Genomic DNA, 22,266 nt, shown 5'->3' with positions numbered 1-22,266 from the left:
AATTGTGCACTCTAATACTTAGATTCATAAATTTAAAAAAAGTTCCCATTATTTTAATAGAAAATTTATTTTTTAAGCTAATTATTTAATTTTTTATTACGTTTTATACTAAAAAACTCGTTCCCCCAATTTTTTTAATAAACGTTTTTTACAAACTCGTTAACTAAATTAATTGAGTAAAAATATTTCGCGTTTACCAGAATCATTATAAGTGATTTGGTAGAATTGTGGTAAGTTAAAATTAACCGAGCTACTAGTAGTAAAGGTAAAGCGGTCATCGGATAATACATAAAAGTCATTAATATCTTTAACCATATTTTCTTTGGTGCCGTTACAATTACGGTAGATTTCGATTTGATTATGCTCGTTTAAAATATATAAATCAAATCCATTTGCTGTATCTTCAAAAAAGAATTGAATAATACCTTCATAAGCGACACTGTCTATTTCTTTAGGTAATTCATTACTTTCATCTAAAATATTAAGAGGTCTACCTTGAACTTTATTATTGGATACCGCACCATAAAAATCAATAGCACTCTCAAACTGATGGTATGAAACTCCAAATCGCTCAAAAAACAGATACCATGACGCCCCATCAATTCTTAATGGCTTGACTTGGGTTAAATTATTTTTTGTGGTAGATAAGCGTAAATCTACACAATCATACATCAGCTTTTTCATTTGGCTTTTAATTTCATTGCTGAGCTGATTACTATAACAAAAAATCTCGACCGAGTTGGGTAAATCAGCATCTTTATGCATGCGATTAAGTAAAGCTTTTATGGCTTCTAGTACACATAAACTACCACTAAAATGTAACACTCGAATTTCATTCCATGAATTACGGTAAAGCAAATCAATTGAGCTGACTAAGCTTAATTCTTGTTTACCATAATTTAAAACATTAGTGCTGATCTCATCTTCTAATTCTAAATTGATTGTTGGATCGTTTTCTAAATTCAATATGATGGCTAAATGGCGTATTTCACATGGTCCATATAACTGCTCTTCAGTGGCTGCAGGAACTTCAATTGGAAAATAATCTTTTAGATCTTTAATCAACTTAGTGATTTTTTGATTATCTCGGTCATCACCATCATAATAATGAAATTGGGTTGAATCGGAAATCAACCCATTGAAATAACACCATCCAACTAATTTGACTAAATATTTACTGTATTCTAGATATTGATGCCCAACGATCGAATTTAGTCCAGGATTCTGATTATAAACATACCAACCGGCTCGATTGATTCGATCTTCTTTAACATGGATAAAGGTCAAGACATCTTCTTGTAAATTATCAGAAATATTCAATTTTAATGTTGAAATTTTGCCGGGTAATACTTCAAAAGAAGCATATAATTTGCGAGTTAATATCGCTAAATCTTGTGGGCTAATGAGGGAATCTAGATTGTTACGCCGTCCAAAATTAAGTAGATTACGATAGCCTGTCATCATGGTATGGAGCAATATTTCGTGGATTTCACGAACTTGTTCTATTTTCCATGTTTTACTAGCATCTAATTTTGCTAATAATGATTTACGCCATCCCCATTGTTGTACAAATTCGTTTAACACCGCTCTCCGCCATGATGGTGAATCACAGTTGTGAGATAGTTTTTCATTCACTTTTAAGTAAAAGCAATGCCTGACCAATTCAAGGCGCTGAAAATCTCTAATCTCTATCAAATAACTCGAAATCCTATCTAATAACATCGAGTATGAATCGAGATAATGATGCACATGTATTTCACCTTTTTGAATATATTCTCGCATCTCAAATGCAATAGGCCTATTCTTTGGATAGATCGAGGAATATGCTTCAAGTAATAATGTTTTTAATACAGCTTTAAATGGTGAATCAATACTTTTATAGAGTTGCCACAGACTTGCACCAAAATACTCTTCGGCAGATAAACCGGTTAACGGTCCAAAATCAATCCATTCTTCACGTTTGATGATATTAGATACCACTAATGCTTGTACACATTTTTCATAGGTTGGATAAGTAACACTATTGACCGTAAAATCAGAGGGTACAGCAAACCATAATAATCGTTTACCGGCTAAAAGATTGGCTGAACGATAAAACTCTTCAAGCAATAAAATGTGTTGAGCAGAGCCACAGTTTTCTCCCATTAAACATTCATGGTGTTGATTGATGAATCGGTCAACATCAACAACAAATAACGTCAGCTTTATCCCTAATTCTTCAGCCCAAGCTTCAATCAATCGGCACTTTTTGATTAATGCTTGTTTTTTGGTTATAGATAAATTATTTTCGATACAGATCCATATATCAAGATCCGATGTGGTAGATTGCCCAATAGAGCAAGTACTACCCATAGAATATAAAGCAGAAATATCCGCGCAATCTATGTTATTTGAGCGATTAAAATCAAAGTCATTTTTTAATTGATCTATAATTTCTTTGGACGGCTGATAATATGCAATGCCTAATGGTGTATCTTCAGTAACATAACCAGGGAGAGCGGGATGATGAAAATGAAATAAAACTGGCAATAATGAAAAAACACGATGAAATGCCAAAGACATACCACTTTGAGCTCGATCGTGTTTTAGTACTGCAAGATCATCAAGTTCTTTTTTTATGTTATTAATATCGTATTGCATAATTCAGGTGAAAAAGGTGTACTATTGACGAACAATTTCTCCAATAATTTTTTATTATAACGTAAAAAGAATGTAAATTTAAAAATAAAACGAAATAAATATTATGATCACTGTAGAAAAAATATCACAATCTTTGAAAAATACCAAAAAACAATTTCAATTCACAAATAAAGCAGCTGTTTTAATACCTATTATCGAGGTTGAAAAACAATTACACCTGCTGTTTCAAATACGTTCGGAAAAACTCAAATGGCAACCAGGTGATATTTGTTTTCCTGGCGGACGAGTTGAATCATCTGATATCAGCCCAGAATATACCGCTAAACGTGAAACTTTCGAGGAATTAGGAATTGCGATTGATCAAATAACCATTTTAGGACAATTACCTAAATTTATTGCCTCATTTGCTATGAAAATTTACCCTTTTGTAGCAAAAATTGATCTGTTAGATAAATTGGATAATTTGCGGATCAACCATGATGAAGTTGAATCGGTATTTACCGTACCAATTGCCTGGTTTATTAAGCATCCACCAAAACAAGCAACTATGTTTGTTGGGTTTAAACCTGATAATAATTTTCCCTTTGATCTAATACCAAATCGAACAGCAAATTGGCAAAAAAGATCGGAACATAAGATCCATTTTTATCACTATAATGATTTTGTTATTTGGGGATTAACTGCGCAAATTATTTACAACTTTATAAACACCATTAATGATGATTTTTAGCGCTAATGTTGGATTATATTGAAAAAAATATCTTTGCTAATTTTGAAGACTTTTCAGCATAAAATGCATAAATATATTTTTTAACAAAAAAGCAGTTCGATACTTACACAAATATTCTAATTAATATATACTATCCAACGTTTTTTGATTTCCATCTTTTCCACATTGTTTTATCTAGCTATATGAAAAAATAGTAAAGGATAGATATCGAGAGTGTTTTTTGTTTTTTATACTCTCATCGGACTCTCATAGTATAAGCATTACAAATGTAGTTTAAGCGTTACAAATTGTTTTTTAATTTTTATAACATAAATACAAAGGACATTATTATGAAACGTTTTAAGAAATCATCCATTGCATTAGCTTTACTATTATCTTTACCTGTTGCCAATATTTATGCTGCCCTACCTTTAACCACTGAGGAAAGTCAATACCTAATCCCTTTCAAAGAAATTTCTGTAACTGGGAGCTACTTGCAAGCACAAAATGCAGCTGATGATATATCTAAATCTGCCGATGAAGCTGGGGCTAAATATTATCACATAACTGGTATTCAACAACCTGCTACAGGTACGACAACTGATCGTACAATTGTTTATGCTGATATCTATAAATCAAATGCGCCTATTGCTGTAAGCAAAAAAGAAGTGACTCATAACGGTGTTGTGCTTTATCCACGTTCAAAAGCCCTTTATTATTTACCATTTGCTGTCGTTAAATTCAAAGGTGATTACAATAACACTTCTGAAATTTTAGATGCAGCAAGCAAAATTGCTACAGAAAAAAATGCTTATGCATTCTATGTTTATTCAATTATGCCTAATGATGTAAAAAATCGTGAACAAGATATTGATGTTGCTTTATACCAAAAAGATGCACCGGTTCGTGACGTTATTATTTCCAAAGCAATTGCTGGCCAAGATGCTTATGAAATCACTGACGATGCTTTCAAAGTAATGCAACCTTATGAAACTATCGTGTTCCATGGTACATTTAACAACACTAGCGAAATTAGCGCGGCTGCACAAAAATATGCTATCGCTAACGATGCGCATTTCTACTATGTAAAAGAAGTATCAGCTAACCCTGCCGATACTATACAAACCGTTTATGTGAATTTATATAGATAATTAGATTTAATAGCTATCCATGCGCCATATTAATTTTTTCGTATGGATAGCTTTTATAAAAGCATTAAGTTTCCTAATATTAGTTTAGAAGTATAATTTAAAAAGAAATAACAATAATTTTTTAAATTTAAAGGTTAAGTAAAGTTAAAGTAAGGTATGGTAAAATGATGTTATTGAAAGGATTTAAATTTGTATTGTTTCTTCTAATTCCATGGTTAAAAAGATTTATCATTTTAGCTGTAAGTTCGATTTTTTTAATGAATCAGTTAGCTTCTGCTTTAGTCGTACAAACAGCACGAGTTGTTAATGGCAATCCCCCTTACTTTAGTGATCCAGAAGCAATTGGTGTAAATGGAGCTCGAGAGTATAATCAACAAAACTTTCATTATTTCGGACTAAAATTTCAATCTTCGACATTCACTGGAATGAATGGGCTGAACCAACACCTTAGGAATATAAATTTCCCCCAAGTTGATCCCAATACTACCACTCCCAATCAATTACTGGCCACATTAAAATCTAACTACGGTTTTGATGGTTTTATGGTGCCATTTAATTCCTCCAATCCTATGGACACCCAGTTGGTGACTGATGATGATGGCGACAACATAGCTCAAATAACTCCACCGGATGGTGGTTTTAAAATAGATTGGTTCTATCGCGCAGCCAATAAATCTTTTTTATTACTTGAAGCAGATAGAAATAGAACTTTTTGTGAACTAGCCCGATTAGGTTGGAATCCATATATTAGAGTTTCAGGTTCTATAGCAATAGTTACTAAATATGGCATTCCAAATTTTAGAGTCTACTCTACACCCAAAAGTGATTTTTTTATTTACAATGCGATCAAACCTACTGTTTGTGCCAATCGTCCATCTGTCATATATTCATTTCCTTATCAAAATCGCGATTATACTGGTGATTGGACTACCTTAACTTGGGGAGAAGTTAGTGATCCACACATTGTTGATTCGGGTTTCGTTAATAGCGTTAGTTCAGGGGGTTTTCCAACTACAGGATTCGATCAGGCTCGATTTCTCATGTTTATCGCAGGAGTACCATTTGATTTATCGACTATAACATCATCAAATAGTTCCAAAGGTGTCAGTGTACAATTAAATAAAATTACTGATGGAGATGTAGATAGCCCTCTAGTTAATTCGGCTGTTCAAATTAAATTAACTGGTCAAGCAACGGATACCAATCCTACTTTCACGATAAAATCAAATAACGAAGATATTTACACGTTTACGATTAATAAATGGTTTACATCACCTAGCCAAAATTTTTATAATTACAACCAAAGTTCGAATGTCTGCCAAGGTAGCTATGTCGTTCCTACTATTGAAGATTTAACAAATAGTGACCAAAGCCTTATCATTAATAATGGTGCATGTACACGAGATAATAGTTCTAATAACTGTTTAGCTATTAGAACTAATCATTATTATCGTAAAGTTGGCAATAGTCTCCTCGCTGAATGGGGTGATGTAACTAACCAAGAAAATTTTTATCACCATACCTATCCCGGTAACCATTTTCCTAAAGGTCGCCTATATTGGACATCAAATGAACGAGACAGAAACAATCAATATACAGTAGGTACAACTATAGGCGCTATAGAGTGGCAACCAAAAGATAACGAACTATATTTTGTATGTGTTCTTAAATAAAAATTGCTCTTCTTATTGTACTTGTAGGTTAAAGCGAGATAGTTATTATTTTCCAAATTAATTTCAAAATAAATCATCTCGCTAAAGCAAACTAAATTATTCTTATAAGTCTTAATGGCTGGGGTACAAGGATTCGAACCTTGGAATGGCGGAATCAGAATCCGCTGCCTTACCGCTTGGCTATACCCCAATATGTGTTGAAATGAGAGATCTGGTACGGGTAGTGAGATTTGAACTCGCACACCTTTCGGAACTAGAATCTGAATCTAGCGCGTCTACCAATTCCGCCATACCCGTATAAATGTGATTATAAAGGTAAAATGAAAAAATAAAAATAGGTTAAGTAAGCTGATATCAAAAAAAATAAACACAGTAAAATGGCTGGGGTACCAGGATTCGAACCTGGGCGTGGCGGGATCAAAACCCGCTGCCTTACCGCTTGGCTATACCCCAATATGGGTTGAGATGAGATATCTGATAAGGGTAACGATATTTATACTCGTATACATTTCAAAACTAGAATCTGGATCTAGCGTGTCTACCAATTCCGCTATACCAGTATAAATATGATTATAAAGGTAAGATGAATAATGATAATAGACTTAATAATCAGATATCAAAAAATAAATACAGTGAAATGGCTGGGGTACCAGGATTCGAACCTGGGCGTGGCGGGATCAAAACCCGCTGCCTTACCGCTTGGCTATACCCCAATAAAGGATAGATATTAAGATTAAATGGTGCGGGTGAAGGGACTTGAACCCCCACGCCTCGCGGCGCCAGAACCTAAATCTGGTGCGTCTACCAATTTCGCCACACCCGCATTGTATACTCTCGGTAAAAGTATAACTTAATCTTAATGGTGGCTACGACGGGATTCGAACCTGTGACCCCATCATTATGAGTGATGTGCTCTAACCAGCTGAGCTACGTAGCCATTTCATTCGCAACGTCATAACCAACACTGCGAGGCGCATTATGCTTGTGTTACAGCAAATCGTCAACCCTTTTTTTTAGATATTTTAAAAAAAAGTGACAATTGATTAAGATACAATCAATTACCGTTTAATAACGCTTCAATTCGCCTTTTTTGTAACTCTTCATGAATCAATTTTCCGCTATAACCGTCTGCAATAATATTTTGCACATTAACACCAAGTGCTAATTTATATGCCTTTTCAAGGTATTGTGCTTGAAAAAATGGTTCGGTTTTAGCATAGGAGTGACTAGCAATGGTTAATTGCTTAAGATGACAAGGGTTACGCCAAACATCTATCCGATTTAACAATGCAATAAGTTGTGCTGCTGTTAATTGTGTCACTTTTTCAACTTCATGGTGGTATTGTTGCACCATAATCGCCAATTTTGAATACTCATTTGGCGCTTTAATATGTACACACAGTTTTTCTAGCTCTGCTTTTGATGGAAATTCACCGCATAATACCGCAAAACGAATTGTTACATCATCAGTTAATAAAGTCGATTTCTTTAATGCATCTGTAATAGTGTTAGAAAGTGAAAGAGCTGGAAATAATAGCGATAAAGCGCCACATTGTTCTAGCACTTGAAAATAAACTTGCGGATCTGCGCTTGCTAATGCTTTTTCGGTCTCTTTCCATACGCGTTCGGCTGTAAGTGTATTTATTTCACCAGCTAAAACCATCTCTTTCATCAATTTCTGAGTTTCAGGAGCAATAGTAAAACCTAAATGTTGATATCTAGCAGCAAAACGAGCAACACGTAAAACTCGTAAGGGATCTTCTCTAAAAGCAGGAGAAACATGGCGTAATAATTTCAATTTGAGGTCTTCAATGCCATGATATGGATCAAAAATATTACCATCTTCATCCATGGCAATAGCATTAATAGTGAGGTCTCGGCGGATAAGATCTTGCTCTAAGGTAATATCTTGACTAAAGTCACAAATAAAACCTTTATAGCCTTTACCGGATTTTCGCTCGGTTCGAGCTAATGCATACTCTTCTTTAGTTGTGGGATGTAAAAAAACAGGAAAGTCTTTACCAACCTGTTGAAAACCTAAAGCTAAAAGCTCATCAGGTGTTGCTCCAACCACCACCCAATCACGATCAATAATGGGTAGATGTAATAATCTATCTCGAACAGAACCACCAACAAGATAGATTTTACTCATTTAATTCATCCAACGATCTTTTTTACGACGACCAGGCATAATAGCAGGCAGTATAAGACCTAAAAGGAAACCTCCGCCAGCAACTAATCCACCATAAGTAAACCAAGTTATAATAAGATCTCGACGTTTATCATCCATTTGATTTAACATTGATTCAAGTTTAATCCCTTGATTAGTATTAAGTTGTTCTAATTCATTATTCTTATTTTGCAAGTTTTCAATTGTTTGTTCTGCATTTTGTAATTTTTCTACATATTCTTTGACGGCTTGATCTTTATATTTTTCAGCGTTTTCAACTTTATCTTTGTATTCTTCAAGTCTTGCTTCTAATGTAGGTAACAATGCTCTAAGGCTAAGCTGATCTTTCAATTTTGTTGATTCAATCCAAGCTGAGCGTCCATTAGGAAGTTTTATTAGAGTAAATTTACCGTCAGCACTTTTTTCCAGTTCGGTGACCTTATCACCAGCTTTAACTGAAGTTGAATAAGCATATTGAACTCCTGGACCACGACGTAGATAAATATCATCCTCTTCTGTCACATATTTATCTGCAGCATTGACATAAAAAACTAATGTAATAAAAGAAAGTAAAGTAATAATGATCTGTTTTTTCATGATATTTTATATTTTTTCATCCATAATAAAAACATAATAACACAAAAAATTAGCTTTTCGCACAACCATTTGCAATAAAATTTAATTAATTCTGTTATTCAAAAAACACCCAATGGAATCGTTTACATTTATTGAGATCTTAATCACAAAATTAAAGATTAATGATATAAATTAATATAAATTCTGATTATTCTACTACTGCAAATGATTAATATTTGGAGAAAATATGAACTGCCATCTTACAAACCGTGATATAGATATTATCTTACGCACTCAACCCTATGCTGAACTCTGTTATTTTGGTAAACGATTACACAAATTAGATACTAATTCTATCGATATGCTCATACCGGCTGTACCGAATTCACGTATAGATATTAATGTACCTTTTACCCTGTGCCCAGAAGAAGGAGTAGGAAATTTTAGTACTCCAGGGCTTGAAGGCCATCGAAATGGTAAAGATTGGTCACCAGTATTTATTACCCAAAAAGTAACCAAGAAAAAAAATGACATAACCATAATCAGTGAAGATAGCATCGCGCAACTACGTTTGACCAGTAAGCTTATTTTAGATGAAACGGGAGTATTACAATGCCAAAATAGCCTAACAAATTTAGGTGGTGAACCATACCAAGTTAACCGTTTATCCGTTACATTACCCATTCCAGAAAGGGCCTTAGAATTAATGGCATTCAGTGGTCGTTGGATTAAAGAGTTCTTCCCTCACAGAACAAAAATACAACATTGTGGATACCTACAAGAAAATCGCCGCGGTCGTACTTCACACGAATACTTCCCGGGTATGATAGTTGGTACCGAGGGGTTTAAAGAACAAACTGGTGAAGTATGGGGCGTTCACTTAGGTTGGAGTGGTAATCACCGTATCCAAGTTGCAATAAAAAGTAATGGGAAACGTTTTATTCAAGCCGAAGCCCTTTATCTTGCCGGTGAAGTATCATTAGCTAAAGGTGAAACATTAAGTACACCTTGGTTATATGCAACTTATAGTGATGAAGGTTTAAATAAAATGAGTCAGCATTTTCATCAATTTTTACGCCAAAATATTATTCATTTTGCAAGTGATAAACCTCGTCCAGTTCATCTAAATACTTGGGAAGGTATTTTTTTCGATCACAACCCTGATTACATCATGAAAATGGCAACGAAAGCAGCACAAATGGGTGTTGAACGTTTTATTATTGATGATGGTTGGTTTGGTAAACGTGATGATGATTATCAAGCTTTAGGAGACTGGTATTTAGATAAACGCAAATATCCAAAAGGTCTTGAACCGGTTATTGAACACGTTAAAAAACAAGGCATGGAATTTGGTATTTGGGTTGAACCAGAAATGATCAGCAAAAATTCGGATCTTTATCGGGCTCATCCGGACTGGTTACTTGAATTACCTGGCTATAATCAACCCGAAGGTCGCCATCAATACCTACTTGATTTACAAAATCCAGCAGTCTTTGACTATCTTCTCGAAAGATTAACATGGTTGCTTGGCAGTTATGATATTGACTATATCAAATGGGATATGAATAGAGAGATCGTTCAAGCAGGCCATGAAGGTCACCCAGCGGTAGTTGGACAAACTAACGCGGTATACCGCTTGATGGATATTTTGCAACAAAAATACCCTGACGTTGAAATAGAGTCATGTTCTTCTGGTGGTGGCCGTATTGATTTTGAGGTTTTAAAACGTACTCAACGTTTTTGGGCATCAGATTCGAATGATGCATTAGATAGACAAATCATACAACGCGGCATGAGCTACTTCTTCCCTCCTGAGGTAATGGGGGCGCATATCGGTGGCAAAACCTGTCACACCACCTACCGTGAATTAGATATGAACTTACGGGGATTAACCGCACTATTCGGACATATGGGAGTCGAGCTCGATCCAGTAAAAGAATCTGTAGAAGAACAAAAAGGCTTTACGCACTATATTCGTTTACATAAACAACTACGCCCATTACTACATAGTGGTAATAGTGTTCGTTTAGATGTTGATGATAGCGCTGCTATGCAAAGCTATGGTGTAGTAAGTCAAGATAAAAAAGAAGCGGTATTCGTTATAGCACAAATAGCATTACCCACTTATGCATTAAGTGGTAATTTACGCTTAACAGGATTATTAGCTGATAATGAGTATAGCATCGAAATTCTCGATTTACCTAATCACATCGATCCGCAAGTGAATGGTCATGCTATGAAGTCATTTCCAAAATGGATGACAACAGATACCACTCTTTCAGGAGATTGGTTGATGAATATTGGTTTACCATTACCGGTGCTCGATCCAGCTACAGCGATGCTGATAAAAATTACTGCTAACTAACGGTATCTGTTTAAATTTTAGTTAAATTGAGGGGAATTTAAGCTATTGATCATTCCCCTAATTAATAAATCAAAACTGAAACGATTCAAGCACTAATGGTTTGTTGGCAAAGCCCTAATTTTGCATTATTATCGTTTGCTAAGTTATAAACTAAGCAGACTAGGTATCTGTTTAAATTATTTAAGATAAATAAAGATGTTTTAAGTTACGCTTCTCGCTCTCACTATAAACCCTTTTTTGACTTAAAAGTTAATAATTAATAGTTGTAAATAACTTTATATCAAAAAAATTAAATATAAAGTTTACAGAAGTTTCATTGGTAGTAATAATTTTAAAGGTTTTTTATGGCGACGATAAAAGATGTTGCAAATTTAGCTAAAGTTTCCGTTGCGACAGTATCACGGGTGATCAATAACGCTGAAAATGTGAGTGATAAAACTCGTGAAACAGTAAAAAAAACCATGGAAAAGTTAAATTACTACCCTGATGCAAATGCTCGTGCTTTATCACAACAAAACTCTAAAACGATTGGAATTGTTGTCGCTGACGTATCCGATCCTTTTTTTGGCGCCATGGTCAGTACAGTCGAAAAAGTTGCATCTAAAACTGGGCATTTTTTGTTAATCGGTAATGGTTACCATAATGAACAACAGGAATATAACGCGATAACTCACCTAATAGAACATCGCTGCTCATCACTGGTTGTTCATGCAAAAATGTTACCGGATAACAAATTAATGAAGCTTATGGAGCAAGTACCGGGTATGGTACTAATCAATCGTTCACTAAAAGATTTTGAAAAACGTTGTATTTCACTTGATGATCGTTATGGCTCATACCTAGCCGTTAAACATTTAATTCAGCATGGACATACTAAGATTGGATATTTATGTTCCAATCATGAAATCTCGGATTCATCCGATCGACTACAAGGTTATAAAGATGCATTAATAGAATATGACCTTGAAATTAATAGTAATTATATTGCCTTTTCCTCACCGAATGAACAAGGTGGAGAACAAGCAATGATGTCATTACTTGAACGTAACCGAGAAATCACCGCAATTGCTTGTTATAATGATTCAATGGCTGCAGGTGCAATGTCAGTTTTATATGATAATGATATAAAAATTCCTACAGATGTTTCTGTTATTGGATTTGATGACCTTTTAATTGCCCGATATTTACATCCTAAATTAACCACCATTCGTTACCCACTACATACAATGGCGGAACAAGCTGCGGAACTTGCATTACGACTTGCAAAAGGTGAAGAACCGCCGTCGAACTTAATTAATATTTTTACTCCAACATTAACGAAACGATACTCAATTAACAAAATAGGATAATCAATATTAAATTTGGAAGATAATAATTGAAAAATGTCAAAAACTTAATATTAACGGTTTTCGACATTTAACTATTTTACGTAAATAAAATTATTTAAAACCAAACTTCGGTTTGTACACCGAAGCTAATTTGATTACCCTTACCATTAAAATCAAATTTACTGATATCATTTTGCAAAGACTCTATATATGAAACGTAGAAACGTATATCGGGTCTTGAAGTCAAAATACTCTCCCCCACTTTAAATGAATGGAAAAGCGTAGTTTTAAAACCTTCCTCATGATAACTTTTACCCTTAACTTTATTTTTTTGGCTAAAATAACCAACTTCTATGCCACTTTGATTATAAATGTCCCATATATAAGCAGGTCTTATAGCTGATTTGAAACTGGAAAAATCAGTATGGGCTAAATTAAGATCATATGAGTAAACATCCGTCCCGGTGGTAAGCGCAAGCGCATGGGCCACTATCACTTTATCGGCTAAATAAGCTTCACCTTCCGAGACCAGACGATAGGCTTTACCTCCAGTATGAGTTCCAATATAGTCATTATCAGAATTAGCTGCAAATTCAGGATTATTTGTATTAATGTTAGCCAACTGTGAGGCAACTGAATTGGTTGCAGTTTGTAAGGTTAATTGATTAAATCCGCCAAAAAAATTATTTTGTCTTAGAACAAAGCTCCCTAACCAAGCATTTTTGACACTAACACTATCTTGGATTTTCGATTTATTTGGTGCCGAGTAACGGCCATTAATCGCCAAGGTTGCATCTTGCCATAAAGGTATATCTCGATAGCGAAACTCTAATTCATTTAGATCAACTTCTTCACGCTTAGTTACTTCTTTTGTTTCAGTTTGACCGTTCTCAACGACCTCGACTTTTTTAGTTTGTTTGACATTAACATCGGCTCTGACTAAGGCTAAATCAAGTTTACCTGCACCAATATCTAAACCTTCAAGACCTATTCCACCACCTGCTGGCGTTTTTTGCGTTTTCCAATCCAACATTTGAATTTCATTATATGGCAATGAATGTTTACCTACCCATAAATTTGCATCAGGAAATGCAGGAATAAATCCTTTTGTCGATAAATAAATATCCGAAAATTGCATAATATTATCATCTTGGGTATTAAACAAACCAGCAGCCTTATTAGTAGCCACATTACCATCAATCATAACAATGGCATCCACCCTATGACCATCTTCATCATATACCTTCTGTTTGAATACCAGATCATACCAACCACCATACTCATTACCAAATCGACCTAAGGCCCCTTCTGCATAATTTTTTGGTTTACCATTTTTTGAAGTAGACCAACCACCACGGAAATAACCATTGAATGCAAAACCAATTTCGTCTTTGATGTAATCTTTAAATTCTGAAAGAGTAAATGAATTCTTAAGTGGATTTGTTTGCAATGTTGGATCAATATTATCACTTGGTTTAGTATCGTTAACTATAACGATCTGATTGTCGACTGCCGGTTGCTGTTGAATCACAGAATTAGACTGAATACCGGTTGAGGTATGGATCGGTTTTGATGCAGGAGGTTGAGTTGATGTATGCGCGATAGCAATACTCTGATTTTTCAATGCTTGCTGTTGGTTATTAATCACAATTTGTTGCTGTTGAATGTTTTTATTTAATTGTGCAAGTTGTTTATTTGATTCATTCACTTGTTTTTTCAAATCTATAGATTCTTGAGTAAGTGCTAATAATTTTTGTTCTAACATTAATATTCTTGCTTCTAACTCATCTTGCGTTGCGGCAAATGAGGTTGGTATATAGCACAAGCCGAGTAACGTGATTAAAACAATGCGTTTAGGTTTTACTTTTAATACTTCCTTAGTTAAATATTTCATTTTTCTCTACTCTTTTTATAGAAATTAAAGAAGTCTCTTAAATTTGAGACAAAAAAAAACCTAAAAAATAGCTATAGCTATTCTTTAGGTTTTGCCCATAAAACTTCGGTAGCAATCCAATGCTTAATAAATAAGCTTTTTTAATATAACTAATTTAATTTATGATTTAAAAATTAAATCCCGGTAATGTGACACATGTCACATTAAAATTTAATTGCTACTAAAATTTGCTATTCTTGAATAGATTTTAACCATTTTAATGTAAACGATTACACAAATGTTAACTCGATCACTGTTTTTAATGGTTGATTCTTTATAATTAAAAAATAACCAACAAAATTCAGTTATGAATTAATCTATTGAGATATAACTATTTGAACAAATGGAGAAGCATATGAATCCGACCTTCGATGAAATTATTAACAGACAAGATTGGAATAATCTATCTGTATTAAGTCTGAATAAGCTTGATACCCACCCTAAATTTCATAGTTGGCGGGATAAGCAAAGCGCGAAAAACAACGTTGATTCTAGCGCTATTGTCTCACTTAATGGTGACTGGTTTTTTAGTTATTACCAAAATCCTCAACAAGTACCAGCATCATGGTTAAAAAAAGAGACCTCTCAAATCACTATTCCAGTACCATCAAATTGGCAATTTCATGGTTATGATGCGCCAGTTTATACCAATATCCGTTATCCATTCCCTTATAATCCACCCTTTGTACCCGAAAATAACCCAACTGGTTGTTATTCACGCTATTTTAACATTGATAAAACTTGGATAAATAAAGGAGACACCAGAATTATATTCGATGGCGTTAGCTCTGCATTCCATCTTTGGTGTAATGGAAACTGGGTTGGTTATTCACAAGACAGTCGCATTGCTGCTGAATTTGATTTAACACCTTTTTTAAAAGAGGGTGAAAACCGAATTGCCGTATTAGTTTTAAAATGGTGTGATGGTAGTTATTTAGAAGATCAAGATATGTGGCGCTTAAGCGGCATTTTCCGCGGTGTTTCGCTACTAAATAAACCAAAATCACATTTAAGTGATATTCATATTCAAACGGTGCTTGATACTTGTTACCAAAATGCCACATTAATATTACAAGTTGACATAAAACATCAAGATGAGATCGATAGACTAAATGTTGATATTGAATTATGGCACAAAGATAAGCTTGTTCTTGAACAAACACAACCAATCGGCACACCTTTTGTTGACGAAAAAGGTGGATACAACGATCGAATGACATGCCATATCCCTGTCACTAAACCACAATTATGGAGTGCCGAAACCCCAAATCTATACCATCTTGTTATCAGTTTAAATCATAATAAAACGGGGTTGATTGAATCCGAAGCCTATAACATCGGTTTTCGCACTATTGAAATCAAGCATGGTCAGCTCTGTTTAAATGGTCAACCCCTTCTCATTAAAGGAACGAACCGTCACGAATTCTATCCTGATATGGGCTATGCCGTTACCGAACAAGCCATGCTGCATGATATTAAACTTATCAAACAACACAACTTCAATGCCGTGCGTTGCAGCCATTATCCAAATGATCCGCGTTGGTATGAACTGTGTGATGAATATGGTCTATATTTAGTTGATGAAGCAAATATTGAATCACATGGTATGTTCCCAATGTCGCGCTTGTCAGACGATCCTCGCTGGTTAGCGGCTTACAGTGAACGAGTTACCCGCATGGTGCAACGCGATCGTAACCATCCATCGATTATTATTTGGTCATTAGGAAATGAATCAGGACATGGCGCAAATCACGACGCACTTTATGCTTGGATAAAAAGCAATGATCCAACTCGACCGGTACAATATGAAGGTGGTGGAGCGAACAGTAAAGCGACTGATATTATTTGTCCTATGTATGCCCGTGTTGAACAAGACCAGTTCCACCCTAATGTACCTAAATGGGCGATAAAAAAATGGATATCCATGCCTGATGAAAACCGACCACTTATTTTATGTGAATATGCTCACGCAATGGGAAATAGTTTAGGTGCATTCTATAAATATTGGCAAGCCTTTAGGCAATATCCTCGATTGCAAGGCGGATTTATTTGGGAATGGGCCGATCATGGCATTCGCTGCCAAACGAAATCTGGTGAAAGTTATTGGGCCTATGGTGGTGATTTTGGCGAAGCGTTTCACGACAGACAATTTTGTTTAGATGGATTAGTCTTTCCTGACCGCCAACCGCATCCAAGTTTAATTGAAGCCAAAAAAGTACAACAACCATTTCAATTCAAACTTATTAGCCAAAAACCATTGGTTATTGAAGTAAAAAGTGAATATTTATTCCACACTGCCCTCAATGAAACATTAGAATGGCAATTACAACTTGATGGCAAAAAACAACTAGGCGGTAAAGTCAAACTCACTCTTGCACCTAACAGCACCATCGAACTCAAATTAATGGACGATATTGCTAATCAACTTGATGGTGAAGAGTTACATTTATCACTCGAAGTTATACAAAATAGAGCTACGCCATGGTCACCAGCCAAACATGTTGTGGCTTGGGAACAATTTAAATTAACCAACAGTTTTATTCCACAATTAGCTTTCAGTAATAACAGAAAATTACTCAAATTAACGGAAAACAACCGCGAATTTATTGTCAATTGGCAAAACCAAAGTTGGCAAATCAACAAAAAAACTGGGCAACTAAGTCAATGGAGTAAAGATAAAAAACCTCTGTTAGCTAGTGCGATTACTGATCAGTTTATACGAGCACCTATCGATAATGATATCGGTATTAGCGGTGATTTTGACAGTAATAACAACCCATACGCATGGGTTGAACAGTGGAAAGCAGCAGGTTACTTTGATTTGAGCCATCAATGTTTAGCGATTAAAGCATCACAAACCGAGGATTATATAATCATTGAAGCTTTACATAGCTATTGGGTAAAAAACCGTAAAGTCATTCAAAGTAAATGGTTACATCAGTTTGATCAAGATGGTAACTTAACTCTCTGTGTCGAAGTGGATATTGCTAATGACATGCCTGCTCCTGCGCGTATTGGTTTAACATATCAACTTAAAGAGATACCTAAACAGGTTAAATGGCTTGGCTTAGGACCACATGAAAACTATCCAGATCGAAAAACTTCAGCCATGTTTGCTCAGTGGTCATTGCCATTTGCAGACCTTTATATGCCTTATATCTACCCATGTGAAAATGGCTTACGTTGTGATGTTAAACAATTAATCCTTAATGACATGACCATTACCGGTCATCAATTTCAATTTAACATCAACCAATATGGTACTAAACAGTTGATGGAAAAAACACATCGACACTTATTAGAACCAATGCCAGAAGCGTATGTCAGCATTGATGCTTATCATATGGGAATTGGCGGTGATGATTCTTGGACCCCAAATGTTCATAGTGAATATTTACTGACCGATAAACATTATTGCTATCAACTAAAATTCAAGTGCTAAATTAAATATTATCTATAATAAAAAGGCACAAATAATTGTGCCTTTTTACTTAAGTTAACTCCTCACCATCAAATAGTTTATCAAGTTTCTCGATAAATTCTTGTTTTGGTAGATGATAAAAAATCCCTTGATTAGGAAGTCCTCGTAAAAACAGATAATAAACCCCACCAAAATGTGTCTCGTATTGATAGTTAGTTAAACGGCTTCGCAAAAATCGGTGCAGAGCTAAACAATAAAGTTGATACTGCAACTCATAACGATGCTCACACATTACTTGGTTTAAAGCTTGCTCGGTATAGGCCGCAACCCCATCACCTAACCAATTTGACTTATAATCAACAATATAATATCTACCCTGATACTCAAATACTAAATCGATAAATCCTTTTAGCATGCCTTGCACCGTTTCAAAGTCTAATGGTGGACATTGCTTGGATAACACATCATACTGCTTACATAAACCATCTAATTGCGAACTGGTCACCGCATGGCGAATAGGAAAATAAAACTGCAATTCATTAATACATTGGCTAGTTAAAATATCTGCTAACAGTGGACCATGTTGATGGTCGTTTGGATTTAGTCTAGTTGTTAAAACTTGTTGAAGCCAATCACTGAGCACCGTTAACCAAGGTTGCTCTAAACTCAATTTTTCAATGGTGTTAGCACATAACTCATTGGCATTATTTGGCGTTAAATTTTCCATGATCGAATGAAGCAATGTACCAACATAAGCGCCTTTAGGAAAATGATGGATATCATATTGCGCCTCAAGTGATAAAGAATCTTCAGACGGTGCACTATTCTCATACCAATCACTAATCATAGCGGAATTAATACCCGCTATACTGTGGTGTTTTTGTAATTCGGTATAACTAGTCACTCGCCAACTATTAGATAATTTACGTTTAAACACATTAGCGGTAAGTGAAAGATTGGCGGCTATTGTCGCATTATACTGATCACCTAAAATCGGTAATTGCAGTTCAATCAAATCTGCAAATTTAGCGATCGAACGTAATTCGCCTTTTAATAGATAATTAATCGCGGATTGGCTTTTTTTTAAGGATGCTAGACCAACACTGCAATGATAGATTGAACGGGTCATGGCGACATAAAGTAAACGCAAATCTTCTGCTAAACGTTCATCTTCAATCTGTTGTTTGATTTCATCGGTTAATAGCCATGCATAGGTAGGTTGATAATCATTATTTTTATCATGGTAAAACTGACTATCAGCATTACGAAATTGTGCAGCAAAAGGTAACCAAACAATAGGAAACTCTAAACCTTTCGATTTATGGATAGTAATAATTTTTACTAAATTTTCATCACTTTCTAAGCGTTGCTCATGATTTTCTAAATTAGAATCAGGACTGACAATCTGTCTTGATAACCAACGAACCAAAGCATGTGGACTATCTAGCTCATCTGCCGCTTCTTGCAGTAGTTCGCCTAAATGCATCAAATTGGTTAAAGTCCGCTCACCATTTGGGCTTGCTAAGATATTTTCTGCCAACTGGCGTTTTTTCATCATCCGTCGCAACATAACTAACACACCGTAATATTGCCAGATAATCTGATACTGTTTGAACTCTTCTATCAAGCCTTCCCATTTATCTTGATCATCAGTAATTTGCTCCAACTCGCTCATCGTTTGCCCTAGTAGGCTCGTCATTAACGCTAAACGCAAAGCTGATTCATTTTCAGGCATAAGTACAGCTTGTAATAAACAAAGCACCTCTTGTGCTTCTTTAGATAAAAATACACTACTACGATTAGATAAATAGACGCTTTTAACTCCAACCGAGGCCAATTTTTGTTGGATGATTTCAGCTTCATGCCCGGTACGGACCAAAATCGCAATATCAGCAGTTGTAATTGGTCGCTGACCATCTTTATCTTGGATTAAAATTGTCGGATCGGTCAACCAAGTCACAATCTGCTTAGCACAACAGTTAGCGATATGCTGTTGATAATCTGTTTTTGTGCTAATCTCATCAGGCAATAAATAGGCCGCTAACGCATTAACTTCTTGTTGATTAACCACTACCCCTTTGTACTGATTACGCTCTGCGCTTTCCATAGGTAAAAAAGGAATATTTTCAAAAATAAAAGGATTTTCATGGTGATTAAATAACGCATTAACCGCATTGACCATTGACGCCGAGGAGCGATGGTTAACCTGCATAGTAAAGTTATTTTCACCGGTTGATAACTTCGCCTTTAGATAAGTAAAAATATCTGCACCACGGAAACTATAAATCGCTTGCTTAGGGTCACCTATAAACAGTAATCCGGTCTCTTTGGGATAATGGCGATAAATACGATCGAAGATCTTATATTGCACCGGGTCGGTATCTTGAAATTCATCGATCAATGCCACGCAATATTTTTGTGCTATACTTTGCGCTAATCTTTTACCATTCGTGGCACGTAAAGCTCGATTTAACTGGCTTAGCAAATCATCGAAACTCATTTCGCCACGTTTAATCTTCTGCACATAAATCTGTTTTTGAATGATGCTAACCACATCCATTAAAATTTCGCTACGCAAATCTATAGCGCTATTGCATAACGCATCGATCTGCTGAAACACAGCATGAACAGGCGGCTTTTTATCTTGCTTGGTTTTTTCGATTAAAATTGATTGACTAAATTTAGTTAACTCACTAGGTAATTTAAACGATCGCGTTGGCAACTGAGCCCAAGCCGTAACTTTAGCCAACCAAATTGGTAAATACCGACTACTATAAGATTGTTTATTAATACCAGATTGTGTAATGATGTCTGGAAGATCGCTAGCAACATCTAACCACCGTTTTTTAACCAGATCGATCTGCTCAATATGTTTTTGATGGAAGTGCCGGATTTTTTCAGTGATGTCAACACGCTCTTCTGGTTTCTCATCAAATTCGAAATTTAAATAAGGTTTGATATCAGCTAATAATGTTTCTGGATCTTGCCAATAATCGAGAATCAAATAGACTAGCGCTTTATCAAGCGGAACAAAATAATGACGCCAAAAATCTTGGACAACCTGTAACTTGAGCTCTTGCTCATCGGTAATTAACGTTTGCTCAAACAGCACACCAGATTCAAAAGCATGACTCGTTAAAATACGCTGACAAAAACCATGAATTGTATAAATTGCCGCATCATCCATTGATTGTTGCGCTTGGGTTAATCTTTGAATGGCATCATTGCTATCCTCAACTAAGTCGATTAACTGTTGATAAATTGGATCATCATGGTGACCTTGCAACAGTCCTAAACGCAGCTCTTGAATATTTTGTCTTATTCGCGATCGCAGTTCTTGGGTTGCGGCTTTGGTGAAAGTCACAACTAATATTTGATTAACATCAAGAGGTTTAGGATAATTATTTTCACCAATGCCAAGTAATAACCGCAGATAAATAAAGGCGAGCGAATAGGTTTTACCGGTCCCAGCTGACGCTTCAATAAGCGTTCGACCTGTTAACGGTAAATTAAAAAGATTAAGTTTTTTTATTCCACTACATGAAACCATTCTAGCTTTCCTGCCGCATTGGGTGGTAACTCAACACAAGCAATAGCAGCTGTAGGGAACATTGGCGGTGCAACCTCTGGGCATAACTCATTAACTAAATAACCCACTAAAGGAAGATGTGAAACAATAATCACATTTTCAATACCACGAGCGGGAAGTGTCATTAATAAATCGGCAATATGGGAAGGACTGCCACCAGGCACTAAAAAATTATCAGTTTCAACTTTAGGCACAGGGCAGTATGCAGACAATTCAGAGAAAGTTTGCTGAGCCCTTAAATAAGGACTTACTAACCCTAAATCAAATTTATAATCTTGCTGATTGAGCCATAAACCAGCTTGACTTGCTTGTTTTCTGCCAAAATCAGTCAACGAACGACTAGCATCTGATGAAGCAGAAAAACCTGCCTCACCATGTCTCATAATACAAACTTTCATGAAATAAAAATTAACGTAATTTTAATTGGAAAATCATGCATTCAGCACCACAACAAAAAGTGAATTTAGCCGTTAATTTAAAACCATTTTCAACTTTATCGATGCTGCTATTGATTTCACAAGGTTCCGTTTCAACATCTTTTGCTGCTTGAGTCAATGATGTTAATTTGGTTTTTGCTTCCGATTCAGTTGCAAAAACATTTTCATATTCTGCACTACAATCTTCATTGTCAATAATAGTGCCAACATCCACACAACAACAAGCTGGGGTTTCGTTAGCTTTACATTTATTTAAAGAATCTGTCATCCTGTA

13 protein-coding genes and 6 tRNA genes are annotated in these 22,266 nt (G+C 35.3%); 6 read left to right on the top strand and 13 right to left on the bottom strand.

Annotated elements, in window-relative coordinates:
* Nucleotides 1-168: 168 nt before the first annotated feature.
* Nucleotides 169-2,640 carry a class I adenylate cyclase gene (locus tag DKK79_RS03390; protein WP_110422840.1) on the bottom strand — a complete coding sequence of 824 codons (2,472 nt, stop codon included), beginning with the start codon at nt 2,638-2,640 and terminating at the stop codon, nt 169-171.
* Nucleotides 2,641-2,743: 103 nt separating this feature from the next.
* On the opposite strand from DKK79_RS03390, the gene DKK79_RS03385 reads away from it, so the two are divergent.
* The 3 genes from DKK79_RS03385 to DKK79_RS03375 all read left to right on the top strand — a co-directional run bounded on the left by DKK79_RS03385 (nt 2,744) and on the right by DKK79_RS03375 (nt 6,173).
* Nucleotides 2,744-3,370, top strand: a complete 627-nt coding sequence (locus DKK79_RS03385) for an NUDIX hydrolase (protein WP_110422839.1) — start codon at nt 2,744-2,746, stop codon at nt 3,368-3,370.
* Between the two features lie 329 nt (nt 3,371-3,699).
* On the top strand, nt 3,700-4,500 hold the full coding sequence (locus DKK79_RS03380; RefSeq protein WP_110422838.1) for a YdgH/BhsA/McbA-like domain containing protein: 801 nt from the start codon (nt 3,700-3,702) through the stop codon (nt 4,498-4,500).
* A gap of 164 nt (nt 4,501-4,664) precedes the next feature.
* Nucleotides 4,665-6,173, top strand: a complete 1,509-nt coding sequence (locus tag DKK79_RS03375) for a hypothetical protein (protein ID WP_110422837.1) — start codon at nt 4,665-4,667, stop codon at nt 6,171-6,173.
* A 115-nt stretch (nt 6,174-6,288) separates the two neighbouring features.
* On the opposite strand, the gene DKK79_RS03370 is transcribed toward DKK79_RS03375, so the two are convergent.
* From DKK79_RS03370 to DKK79_RS03335, 8 genes are all read right to left on the bottom strand, one after another.
* Nucleotides 6,289-6,363, bottom strand: a tRNA-Gln gene (locus tag DKK79_RS03370).
* Nucleotides 6,364-6,385: 22 nt separating this feature from the next.
* Nucleotides 6,386-6,470 (bottom strand) — tRNA-Leu (locus DKK79_RS03365).
* A gap of 81 nt (nt 6,471-6,551) precedes the next feature.
* Nucleotides 6,552-6,626 (bottom strand) — tRNA-Gln (locus DKK79_RS03360).
* Nucleotides 6,627-6,811: 185 nt separating this feature from the next.
* A tRNA-Gln gene (locus tag DKK79_RS03355) sits at nt 6,812-6,886 on the bottom strand.
* A gap of 25 nt (nt 6,887-6,911) precedes the next feature.
* Nucleotides 6,912-6,996: transfer RNA gene (locus tag DKK79_RS03350), tRNA-Leu, on the bottom strand.
* Between the two features lie 37 nt (nt 6,997-7,033).
* Nucleotides 7,034-7,110 (bottom strand) — tRNA-Met (locus DKK79_RS03345).
* Nucleotides 7,111-7,227: 117 nt separating this feature from the next.
* The gene (locus DKK79_RS03340) at nt 7,228-8,325 is read right to left on the bottom strand and encodes a multifunctional CCA tRNA nucleotidyl transferase/2'3'-cyclic phosphodiesterase/2'nucleotidase/phosphatase (RefSeq protein WP_110422836.1); all 1,098 of its coding nucleotides are present in this window, start codon (nt 8,323-8,325) and stop codon (nt 7,228-7,230) included.
* The gene (locus DKK79_RS03335) at nt 8,326-8,940 is read right to left on the bottom strand and encodes a TIGR04211 family SH3 domain-containing protein (protein ID WP_034884076.1); all 615 of its coding nucleotides are present in this window, start codon (nt 8,938-8,940) and stop codon (nt 8,326-8,328) included.
* Between the two features lie 226 nt (nt 8,941-9,166).
* On the opposite strand from DKK79_RS03335, the gene DKK79_RS03330 reads away from it, so the two are divergent.
* Both DKK79_RS03330 and DKK79_RS03325 read left to right on the top strand, forming a co-directional pair.
* The gene (locus DKK79_RS03330) at nt 9,167-11,284 is read left to right on the top strand and encodes an alpha-galactosidase (RefSeq protein ID WP_110422835.1); all 2,118 of its coding nucleotides are present in this window, start codon (nt 9,167-9,169) and stop codon (nt 11,282-11,284) included.
* 344 nt (nt 11,285-11,628) lie between these two features.
* Nucleotides 11,629-12,633 (top strand): substrate-binding domain-containing protein, encoded by a 1,005-nt coding sequence (locus tag DKK79_RS03325; protein WP_110422834.1) that lies wholly within the window; start codon nt 11,629-11,631, stop codon nt 12,631-12,633.
* 94 nt (nt 12,634-12,727) lie between these two features.
* On the opposite strand, the gene DKK79_RS03320 is transcribed toward DKK79_RS03325, so the two are convergent.
* Nucleotides 12,728-14,506 (bottom strand): carbohydrate porin, encoded by a 1,779-nt coding sequence (locus tag DKK79_RS03320; protein ID WP_110422833.1) that lies wholly within the window; start codon nt 14,504-14,506, stop codon nt 12,728-12,730.
* Nucleotides 14,507-14,900: 394 nt separating this feature from the next.
* Here DKK79_RS03320 and DKK79_RS03315 point away from each other — a divergent pair, with 394 nt between their 5' ends.
* Nucleotides 14,901-17,987, top strand: coding sequence for a beta-galactosidase (locus DKK79_RS03315; RefSeq protein WP_110422832.1), 3,087 nt, complete (start codon nt 14,901-14,903; stop codon nt 17,985-17,987).
* 49 nt (nt 17,988-18,036) lie between these two features.
* On the opposite strand, the gene recB is transcribed toward DKK79_RS03315, so the two are convergent.
* The 3 genes from recB to DKK79_RS03300 are packed head-to-tail and all read right to left on the bottom strand — an operon-like array spanning nt 18,037 to nt 22,260.
* Nucleotides 18,037-21,516 carry an exodeoxyribonuclease V subunit beta gene (gene recB / locus DKK79_RS03310; RefSeq protein WP_110422831.1) on the bottom strand — a complete coding sequence of 1,160 codons (3,480 nt, stop codon included), beginning with the start codon at nt 21,514-21,516 and terminating at the stop codon, nt 18,037-18,039.
* Nucleotides 21,495-21,938 carry a phosphohistidine phosphatase SixA gene (gene sixA / locus DKK79_RS03305; RefSeq protein WP_220018993.1) on the bottom strand — a complete coding sequence of 148 codons (444 nt, stop codon included), beginning with the start codon at nt 21,936-21,938 and terminating at the stop codon, nt 21,495-21,497. The genes recB and sixA overlap by 22 nt, the downstream gene beginning before the upstream one ends.
* A 25-nt stretch (nt 21,939-21,963) precedes the next feature.
* Nucleotides 21,964-22,260 carry a YfcZ/YiiS family protein gene (locus tag DKK79_RS03300; protein ID WP_034884084.1) on the bottom strand — a complete coding sequence of 99 codons (297 nt, stop codon included), beginning with the start codon at nt 22,258-22,260 and terminating at the stop codon, nt 21,964-21,966.
* Nucleotides 22,261-22,266 lie beyond the last annotated feature (6 nt).

It is taken from the genome of Gilliamella apicola, from assembly GCF_003202915.1.
Taxonomy (GTDB): Bacteria; Pseudomonadota; Gammaproteobacteria; order Enterobacterales; family Orbaceae; genus Gilliamella; species Gilliamella apicola_Q.
Note: the sequence above shows the minus strand (reverse complement) of the source record. Positions and strands in the feature narration are given on the sequence as shown.